The sequence below is a fragment of the Asticcacaulis sp. genome, assembly GCF_020217185.1.
GTDB lineage: Bacteria > Pseudomonadota > Alphaproteobacteria > Caulobacterales > Caulobacteraceae > Asticcacaulis.
Genome location: NZ_JAIWNX010000131.1, coordinates 1 through 10,000 on the forward strand (window position 1 = coordinate 1; position 10,000 = coordinate 10,000).

The following is a 10,000-nucleotide window of genomic DNA, read 5'->3' on the forward strand; positions in this document are numbered from 1 at the left end:
AGGTGCTGGACATTGAGCGTGGTGTAAACGTCGATGCCGTTTTCCAGCAGTTCCTCGATATCCTGCCAGCGCTTGGGGTGTCGTGAGCCGGGCGCATTGGTGTGGGCGTATTCATCGACCAGGATCAGATCGGGCTTCAGTTGCAGGGCGGCGTCGAGATCGAACTCACGCACGCTGACGCCCCGATGGTCGATCGTCTTTTGCGGCAGGACGGGCAGGCCGTCGAGCAGGGCGAGGGTCTCCGGGCGATTGTGGTGTTCCGCCACGCCGATAATGACGTTCCGGCCCTCGGCGTGAAGACGCCGCGCCTCGCTGAGCATGGCGAACGTCTTGCCCACCCCGGCGGAGGCCCCGAAGAAGATCTTCAGCCGCCCGCGCGACAAGCCGCCCGCGTCATGGCTGACGAGGGCGAGCAGTTTATCGGGGTCGGGTCGGGTGTCTGCCTTCACTTCAGCCTTCCGTCGAGTCGCAGATTCACCTCTAGCACATTGACGCGGGCTTCGCCGAGGACTCCGAAATCGGGCGTTTGCGTTGCCGCGGCGATGGCATCACGCACGCGCTGTTGCGGGATGTGGCGGGTGGCAGCGATGCGCGGCACCTGTACTGCCGCTGCCGCCGGGCTGATGTGCGGGTCAAGGCCTGAACCCGACGCCGTGAGCAGATCAACGGGCACGGGGCCCGTCAGGTTCAGCGCATCGCGGCGGGCCTTGGCCGCTTCGATCAGGGCGGGATTATTCACGCCGTAATTGGAGCCTGACGAGGCGGCGGCGTTGTAGGGAGCTGGCCCCGTGGCGGAGAGGCGACCCCACAGATACTGCGGCTGGGTGAAGTTCTGCCCGATCAGGCGCGAACCGATAACGGTCTGACCATCGCGGATCAGCGAGCCCTGCGCCTTGTCGGGAAAGGCGGTCTGGACGATGGCTGTGGTCGCCAGCGGATAGAGCCCGCCAAACAGGACGGTGAAGACGGCCAGAGAGACGACGGTGGGTTGGATGTGTTTGATCAGTGACATGGGGGTTGTCCTTTGTGTGGGGTTAAACCAGACCGACCACGGTCAGGCCCATATCGATCAGCTTGATGCCGATGAAGGGCGCCACAATGCCGCCCAGCCCGTAAATCAGCGCGTGGCGGGTCAGCATGTGGGACGCGGACTCGGCCCGGTACTTCACCCCCTTCAGCGCCAGCGGGATCAGGGCAACGATGATCAGCGCATTGAAGATGACCGCCGACAGGATGGCGCTTTGCGGGGACGACAGGCCCATGACATTGAGCACCCCCAGCGCCGGGTAGGTCGTGGCAAAGGCCGCCGGGATGATGGCAAAATACTTGGCCAGATCGTTTGAGATGCTGAACGTCGTCAGCGCCCCGCGCGTCATCAGCAGTTGTTTGCCGATCTCCACAATCTCGATCAGCTTGGTCGGATCGGAGTCGAGATCGACCATGTTCCCGGCCTCCTTGGCGGCCTGAGTGCCGGAGTTCATGGCGACGGCCACGTCCGATTGCGCCAGAGCCGGAGCGTCATTGGTGCCGTCGCCGACCATGGCGACCATCTCGCCACCTTCCTGCATCTTGCGGATATATCTGAGCTTTGTCTCCGGCGTGGCCTCGGCCACAAAGTCATCGACACCGGCCTCGGACGCAATGGCCGCTGCCGTCAGCGGGTTGTCGCCGGTGATCATCACGCTCTTGATGCCCATCTTGCGCAGTTCGGCCAGACGCACCTTAATGTCCGGTTTGACGATGTCCTTGAGATAGACCACGCCCAGAACCTTGGGCCCTTCGGCCACCATCAGGGGCGTGCCGCCCTTTTTGGCGATGTCCTCGACGGTGGCGGTGACCTCGGCTGGGACCAACCCGCCCTTGAGGTTGATCAGGCCCGCAATGGCATCGCCGGCACCTTTCAGAATGTGGCGCTCGTTGATGACAATGCCCGACACGCGCTGTTCGGCCGAAAACGGGATGAACTCGGCCTTGAGGTCGGCGGCCGAGCGTTCCGGCAAGCCGTACTGCCCGCGCGCCAGGGCGACGATCGAGCGGCCTTCGGGCGTCTCGTCGGCCAGCGACGACAGTTCGGCGGCTTCGGCGAGTTGCTGAAGGCTGACATAAGGGGCGGGGAAGAACTCGACCGCCTGACGGTTGCCGAAGGTGATGGTGCCGGTCTTGTCCAGCAGCAGCACATTGACGTCGCCAGCCGCTTCGACCGCCCGTCCAGAGGTGGCGATGACATTGGCCTTGATCAGGCGCTGCATACCCGAAATGCCGATGGCCGACAAAAGCCCGCCGATGGTCGTCGGTATCAGGCAGACGAGCAGGGCGATGAGGACGGTGATGGAGATGACCGTGCCCGATCCAGCCTTGGCGACGCTGAACAGCGAGAAGGGCAACAGCGTGGCGCAGGCCATCAGGAAGACCAGAGTCAGGGCCGCCAGCAGGATGGACAGGGCGATTTCGTTGGGGGTCTTCTGCCGTTTGGCGGATTCCACCAGCCCGATCATCTTGTCGAGGAAGCTCTCGCCCGGATCGGCGGTGACGCGCACGATAACCCAGTCGCTGAGGACGCGCGTGCCTCCGGTCAGCGCGTCGCGGTCGCCGCCGGATTCACGGATGACCGGGGCGGACTCGCCGGTGATGGCGCTTTCATCGACGCTGGCAATGCCTTCGATGACCTGCCCGTCGGCGGGGACGATATCCCCGGCCTCGACGCGGACCGTATCGCCCTTGCGCAGGGTGCTGGCGGCGACCGTGGTCAGCTTGCCAGACTTGTCGAGCTTGCGGGCTTCGACATCGCGGCGCGCCATCTTGAGGCTATCGGCCTGCGCCTTGCCGCGCCCTTCCGCGAGGGACTCGGCGAAGTTGGCGAACAGGACGGTGAACCATAGCCAGAAGGCGATCAGGCCGACGAACCACATAGGCTGCCCGCCGCTGATGACCGTGCCGGGAACGACCAGCATGATGGCCAGGATGAGGGTGGTGATGATCGACCCGACCCAGACAAGGAACATCACCGGGTTGCGCGCCTGATAGCGCGGATCGAGCCGCTGGATAGCCTGAAGAACGGCCAGCCTGAAGTCGGTTTTACGGGTTTGCGGAGTTGCGGACATGGGGTTAGCCCTTGATCAGGTTCAGGTGTTCGATGACCGGGCCGAGCGCCAGCGCCGGGGCATAGGTCAGAACGCCAACGAGGACGATGACGCCGATCAGGAAGACGACGAACAGCGGCGTGTGGGTGGGAAGTGTACCAGAAGAGGCCGGAACGGTGCGCTTGGCGGCGAGTGAGCCCGCAATGGCCAGCACCGGCAGCAGCACAAAGAAGCGGCCAAACAACATGCACAGGCCAAGCAGGGAATTGTAGAAGGGGGTGTTGGCGCTCAGACCGGCGAAGGCGGAACCGTTATTATTGGCGGCTGAGGTGAAGGCGTAGAGTACCTCCGAAAAGCCCTGCGCGCCCGGATTGTAGATACCGGCCTGACCCCACGGCGTCAGCACCGCCACCGCCGTGCAGATCAGCACAAGGGCGCAGGGCAGGAGCACCGCCATGGACGCCATCTTGATTTCAAACGCGCCGATCTTCTTGCCGAGATATTCCGGCGTGCGCCCGACCATCAGGCCTGCGATGAAGACCGTCAGGATGACAAAGACCAGCATCCCGTAAAGCCCCGAACCAACGCCGCCATAGATGACTTCACCGAACTGCATCAGGATCATCGGGATCAGCCCGCCCAGCGGGGTAAAGCTGTCATGCATGGCGTTGACCGAGCCGTTTGAGGCCGCGGTGGTCGCCGTCGCCCAGATGGCCGAATTGGCGATGCCGAAGCGCGTCTCTTTTCCTTCCATATTGGTTGCGCTATCGGAACCTATTGTGGTCAGATGCGGATTGCCGGCCTGCTCCAAACCGATGCACGCGGCGGTCAGGGGCACAAAGACCAGCGTCATTGCAGCGAAAATCGCGATGCCTTGTCTGCGCTCACCGATCATCTGGCCGAAGGTGAAGCACAGGGCCGCCGGGATGAGCAGGATCGACAGCATCTCGATCAGGTTTGACAGGGGCGTCGGGTTCTCAAACGGGTGTGCGGAGTTGGTGTTGAAGAAGCCGCCCCCATTGGTGCCCAGCATCTTGATGGCTTCCTGCGAGGCCACCGGACCCAGAGCGAGGGTCTGATGGGGCCCTTCGAGCGTGTGAGCGGTGACGTAGCTGACGAAGGTCTGGATGACGCCCTGACTACTGAGCGCGACCGCGACGATCAGCGCCAGAGGCAGAAGGATGTAGAGATGGATGCGGACCAGATCGACCCAGAAGTTACCGAGCTTGTCCGTCGTCTGACCTGTCAGACCCCGGATGAGCGCCGCCAGGACAGCGATGCCGACGGCCGCCGACACGAAGTTCTGCACGGTCAGGCCGACCATCTGGCTGAAATAGCTTAGGGTCGCTTCGCCGGCATAGGACTGCCAGTTGGTGTTGGTCACAAAGCTGACCGCTGTATTGAACGCCAGATCCGGCGTGAGATTGGGCAGGTGCTGCGGATTTAGCGGCAGAAAGCCCTGCGTCAGCAACAGCCCGAACAGCAAAATAAACCCGCCGAACGAAAACAGGATGACCGCCGTGGCGTAATCCGTCCACGTCATGTCCTGATCGGGGCGGACATCGCCCATAGTGTAGATGAGGCCTTCAACCGGTTTAATGACCGGACTGAGCAGGTTGCGCTGACCCGACAGGACGCGCGCCACATAGCCGCCGAGCGGCACGGCCAGCGCCGTCAGCGCAGCCATAAACAGCACAAGCTGAAGCCAGCCTGCGGAGGTGATACCGAGGAACATGTTAGTCTTCCGGATTTAAGGAAAAAGTTCGGGCTTGATCAGCGCAACGATCAGATAGCCCGCCAGCGCCACGACGATAATGGCGGAAGCGATGTAGAGCGCGGTCATTGACCGCCCTCACGCAAGCGGTCAGCAAAGCGGACAAAGGCCAGACACAGGGCAAAAAACCCCATCCCGGCAATAAGATAGACGATGGCCATGACGCCCTCCGTTATCGATAAGATCAACGGATGCGGTTTACGCCTCAGTGCATATAGCGGGTGTATAGATGCAAACAGTCCGCATATAGATTTTGTATAGGCCAAAGTCCGCTGGGGTGGGACGGGGCAGCATCCCATAAATGAGCGCCTTTGGGCGCAAATCGGTCGTGTGTCATAACCGCACACGCTAATCGGACAGCTTACAGTTTCACTTTTCCATCTCAACCACCACCACACTCCCACCGGAGGGTTTGGTGTCGAGGGTGAGCACGCTGGTGTTCGACACCTTTTGCGTTGAGGTGACGATATCGGTCGGCTGAGCGCCGTCGGTCCACAGGCGGGCGGTAAAGCTGCCTTTGGGCAGGAAGCTCAACGGGAGTTTGACCGTGCGGGCCTGATTGTCGTTCATCAGGCCGATATACCAGGTCTTCCCCTTGCGGCGGGCCAGAGCGATATACTGATCCGGTTCGCCGCCGATAAAGCGCGTTTCGTCCCAGGCGGTCGGCACCTCGCGGATAAATTCAAACCCCGGTGCATTGACATAGGCCGACGGGTCGTCCGAGACCATTTGCAGCGGGCTATCATACACCACGTACATGGCCAGAGCCTGACCGCGACGGGTCTGGGTCGAGGGCATGACCTCGGTCGGCTTATAGCCTTCGGGCACGCCATTTCTGAAACCGCCGGGCGTATAGTCCATCGGCCCCAGCAGCATCCGCGTATAGGCCAGATGCACATTGTGCGCCGCCGTCACGCGCTTCGATTGAAACTTGTCATACTCGGCCCCCAGTACGCCTTCCTGAGTGATATAGTTGGGGTAGGTGCGCGACAGGCCGCCCGGCGGGAAGGCTCCGTGCATGTCGAGCAGCAGACGGTGTGCGGCGGTCGCCTTGGCCAGACGCTCATAGAAGGCGACCATCTCCTGATCGTCGCGTTCCATGAAGTCGACCTTGATACCCTTGATACCCCAATCGCTATAGGTGCGCAGCACCTCGTCCATGCGCGGTTCGATGTGCTTCCAGTGCACCCACAGCAGCAGACCGACGCCACGCTCTTTGGCGTATTTGACCAGAGCCGGCATGTCGATGGCCGGGTCGGCGCGCGTGATGTCGGTTTTCGGGTCGGCTTCGCAGCAGCCGGTGGCATTGAGCGCCCAGCCCGCGTCGATCAGGAAGTAGGGGAATTTGTTTTCAGCCGCAAAGTCGATAAAGCGTCGGAAGCGTTCCATGGTCGGCTTGTCGGCCGAGGTGGGGCCTGACCACCAGTCCCAGGCCGCCATGCCCGGCTTTACCCAACTGAAATCGCCTTGTGCCTGCGGCGCCAGATTGCCGAGCAACGGAGAGGCGATCAGGTCACCTGCGCGGTCGGCGGTCATCACGACGCGCCACGCCGTCGTCACGCCCTGACCGACATAGGCGAGGGAGGCGTCGTCCGGGCGCGGCGACAGTCTGACCCGGAACCCCTGCCCGTCAGGGACCAGACCGGAGCTGGTGTAACCGGCAATGCCCGACTGGGCGAGGGCCAGTGCCGTATGGCCTTTGGCCGAGGTGCACAGGGCCGGGATGTCGTAAGTTTTGGCCGCATCCAGTTGAGACACCTTGAGTTTCGTCCAGGTGTTTTCGTGCGAGGAGGTGTATTCGCTGACGAAGCAGGACACGTCGGCGCTGAAGCGGAACTGCGTCTTTTCGGCGCGCAGCTTGACCGGTGTGTCGCGCAATAGGTAGCGGAAGGCGACCCCGTCATCATAGGCACGCACTTCGATTTCCAGCGGCGTGCGGGCGGCGTCGGTTGTTTCGAACTTCAGGCGCGCAAAGCTGTAATGGTCGCGCGCCGTGGCGGCCTTGGTGGCGACCAGCGGCAAGGTACGGTCCACCGTGCCGCGCTCGACCTTTTGCAATTTGAGCGCCGACAGGTCCGCCCCTTCGGCCAGATCGAGGCCCAGCGGCGAATCGATGATCAGCGGTTCAGAGCGCCGGGTGACCGAAAAGGTCCGGCCATCTTCGGAAATCGCGATCTGAAGCGCCTTGTCCGGAGAGGTGGTGACGACCTGAGCGGCCATGGCCAGGGGCAGAAGAAACATATGGACCTCCCGTGGACGAGGCCTGTCCGGCTCGTCTCATTTAAAACGCCGATTTGCTGGTGAACTATAATTGCCATACAAATAGCCCGGTGACAACGGTCTTTGTTGTCTCTGTCGGCTTGTCAAATCGCGTTTAGGCTCTAAACTGCGCAGAAATAATCAACATCGCGCAGGGAGCCTCGCCATGCCCATCTCTTTGGATCGCCGTCAGATACTGGCCAGCGCCGCCGCCTCCGCCCTGATGCCCGTGGTGGCCTTCGCGCAGGATTCCGGGGCACCGCTGGTGGCCGAAGGGATGAAGGTGCCGCTTCTGCCGCCGCTGGAGAGCTTTCCTCTGTGGCCCAGGGGCAAGGTGCCGGGCTCGAAGGGCGTGACGGTCAAGGAAGAGTGGATTCTGCGCAACCCCAAAGAGGGGAACCCGAACGACACAGCCGCGACGCATGTCACTGAGCCAATCCTCATGGTGCGCCGGGCGAAAAATCCGAACGGCTCGGCGATCCTGATGATCCCCGGCGGTGGCTATGTGCGTGTGGCGGTGAGTCGTGCGGGCGGCGGCACGGACAAGGACTTTGCCGATCGCGGCACGACGGTGTTTGTCATGACCTATCGTCTGCCGGCCGACGGCTGGGGCGCGGGGCCGGAAGCGCCGTTGCAGGACGCTCAGCGCGCCATCCGCCTGATCCGCCACCGCGCCAAAGAGTTTGGCATTGACCCCAACCGTATCGGCGTCATCGGCTTTTCGGCGGGCGGGCATCTGGCCGGATGGCTGTCGGAAAGTTTCCGGCGTGAGACCTATGCGCCGGTCGATGCCGCCGACACGCAGCCGACCAAGCCGTTGGTGACCGGCATGTTCTATCCGGTGATGACCATGATGGCGCCTTATGCGCACGGCGGCTCGGTCAAGGCGATGTTCCCGAACGGGGGCACCGATGAGCAGAAGCGCAAGGTGTCGCTGGAGTTTAATCTGCCGACCGATATGCCGCCGACCTTCCTCGCCCACGCAGGGGACGACCGGACGGTCCCGGCGGAAAACAGCCTGATCCTTTATCAGGCCCTGCGTGCGCAGAAGACACCGACGGAGCTGCATATTTTCGAAAACGGCGGCCACGGCCTGCGCGTCAATGGTCAGGATCAGCCCTATATGCCGCTGTTCGAGGCCTTTGCCAAACGCCACGGCCTGTGGGGGTAGGTTGTTTTTGAAAAAGACCCCGCTGGAGCTAAGTCCAGCGGGGTCTTTTTTTAGGCCTTGTTTACCATTTGCGCTCGATGGACAGGGTAAAGGTGCGTCCCAGAAGGTCGTACTGGCTGGTCAGGGCCGCATTGCCGAGACGCGCCGCGCCGTAGTTGGAGATTTCCGGCGGCGTTTCGTCCAGGACGTTTCGCACCGAGGCAATCACACTCCATTGGTCGAACGACTTGCGTAGCGAGACGGTGTGGTTGGCATAGAACTCGGTATTCATGTCATAGCAATAGGATTGATTGGCGACGCCGAACAGCGTGCCGGTGTAGCAATTCGTCTTGTAATAGTCGAAGTCTGACGTTTCGCCCACGAAGGTCCCGCTATAGGTGAAGGTATAGGTGCCACGGCGCAACGAGGCCGTCAGGTTGCCAACATATTCCGGATAACCCACATAACCGAGATAGTTGGTTGGTGTGGAGGCGTTCTTCAGTTGATAGGTCCACTTACGCACAAAGGAATGCTGGCTGGACACGGACACATTGCCGAAGCTGAAGCGGCGGTTATAGGCAAAGGTCAGATCGAACCCGCGCATGAACTGTTCGGCGACGTTGACATAGGCGTTCTGGATCGTGCGAACGCTGCCGTAGGTAGAGGAGCCGCTGGTGAGGTCGCGTGTGAACAAAGAGCAGTAGGGCGACGACATACCGACAGAGTTCATGCACTCATAGACAATGTTGTACGAGCCGTAGGTCGTGATCTGGTTTTTGATCTTGGTTTCGAAGAAGTCGATCGCCACGCTGGCATTGGTAAACTTCGGCGTCCACACCATGCCGACCGTGCGGTTATCGGAGGTTTCGGGCTGAAGGCCCGCCGCCTTGCCGCCGCCGGTATACACCGTAGCCGAGGACCCCAGACCGGCATAGGTACCGCTGAGCCCCAGAGCCGCGCAGTTGGTCTTCACCGTTTCCGAAATGGTCGCCGAAGTGCCGTAATTAATGCACGGGTCAACCGACAACTGCGTCGAATAACCGACCTGATTGCCGAGATATTGCTCATACAGTGACGGCGCGCGGAACGAGGTGCCCTCTGAGCCGCGGATGCGGAAGGTGTCCGTAACCGCCCAGTTCAGGCTGGCCTTGTAGGTCGAGCTTTCGCCATAGGAGTCGTAGTCGCTGTAGCGGCTCGAAACCGCGATATCCAGCGTTTTGGCGAACGGCAGGTTCTTCAGGACAGGCACGCCGAATTCGACGTAGACTTCGTTGATATTGTCCTTACCGACCGTCTGCCCCGCCGTGGTCAGACCCCAGTAGTTGGCCTTCTGGGCCTGCGTTCCGGGCGTGTCGTTGATGTACTCCTTGCGCAGCATCACGCCGATGCTGGCGGCCACCGGACCAGCCGGCAGGGTGAACAGGTCCCCCGACATGCTGGCTTCGACATAGGACTGACGATAGATGGTGCTGCCCTTTTCATAACCGAACAGGAAAGCGGTTTCTTCAGGGGAGAAGATGCCGGTTTCGACGGTTGACTGACGATAATACTTGACCCCGCCGGCAGGACAGCTGGTTGCCGTGGTCAGCAGCGCGGTGTTGCAGACGCTGGCCCCCACCGTGGCATTGACGCGGTCATTGTAGATGAAATCGTAGCCGTAGGTGGAATTGTTCAGCGATATCTGAGCCGCAACGTCATAGGTCCAGCCCTTCAGGAAGCCTATCTCCGGCACATCCC

General features: G+C 61.6%; 7 protein-coding genes and 1 pseudogene. 1 reads left to right on the forward strand and 7 read right to left on the reverse strand.

The features are described 5' to 3' along the window. The 6 genes and pseudogenes from LDL37_RS06400 to LDL37_RS06425 all read right to left on the reverse strand — a co-directional run. Nucleotides 1–449 (reverse strand): annotated as a pseudogene (locus LDL37_RS06400) (sensor histidine kinase KdpD); the annotation flags it as partial. Next, nucleotides 446–1,006: a potassium-transporting ATPase subunit KdpC gene (gene kdpC / locus LDL37_RS06405; protein ID WP_290795769.1), complete on the reverse strand. Its 561-nt coding sequence runs from the start codon at nucleotides 1,004–1,006 to the stop codon at nucleotides 446–448. The gene kdpC and the pseudogene LDL37_RS06400, both read right to left, overlap by 4 nt. A 28-nt stretch (nucleotides 1,007–1,034) precedes the next feature. Beyond that, nucleotides 1,035–3,101: a potassium-transporting ATPase subunit KdpB gene (gene kdpB / locus LDL37_RS06410; RefSeq protein ID WP_290795759.1), complete on the reverse strand. Its 2,067-nt coding sequence runs from the start codon at nucleotides 3,099–3,101 to the stop codon at nucleotides 1,035–1,037. 4 nt (nucleotides 3,102–3,105) lie between these two features. Further along, the gene (gene kdpA / locus LDL37_RS06415; RefSeq protein WP_290795761.1) at nucleotides 3,106–4,815 is read right to left on the reverse strand and encodes a potassium-transporting ATPase subunit KdpA; all 1,710 of its coding nucleotides are present in this window, start codon (nucleotides 4,813–4,815) and stop codon (nucleotides 3,106–3,108) included. A 15-nt stretch (nucleotides 4,816–4,830) separates the two neighbouring features. Then, nucleotides 4,831–4,923 (reverse strand): K(+)-transporting ATPase subunit F, encoded by a 93-nt coding sequence (gene kdpF, locus LDL37_RS06420; protein ID WP_126422718.1) that lies wholly within the window; start codon nucleotides 4,921–4,923, stop codon nucleotides 4,831–4,833. A 300-nt stretch (nucleotides 4,924–5,223) separates the two neighbouring features. Further along, entirely contained in the window at nucleotides 5,224–7,095 is a 1,872-nt protein-coding gene (locus LDL37_RS06425; protein WP_290795764.1) for a glycoside hydrolase family 97 protein, read from the reverse strand. A 184-nt stretch (nucleotides 7,096–7,279) separates the two neighbouring features. Between LDL37_RS06425 and LDL37_RS06430 the strand changes: the two genes are divergently transcribed. Next, the gene (locus LDL37_RS06430) at nucleotides 7,280–8,284 is read left to right on the forward strand and encodes an alpha/beta hydrolase (protein WP_290795766.1); all 1,005 of its coding nucleotides are present in this window, start codon (nucleotides 7,280–7,282) and stop codon (nucleotides 8,282–8,284) included. 61 nt (nucleotides 8,285–8,345) lie between these two features. Here LDL37_RS06430 and LDL37_RS06435 read toward each other — a convergent pair. After that, on the reverse strand, nucleotides 8,346–10,000 hold a 1,655-nt coding region (locus tag LDL37_RS06435), incomplete at its 5' end, for a TonB-dependent receptor (RefSeq protein ID WP_290795768.1).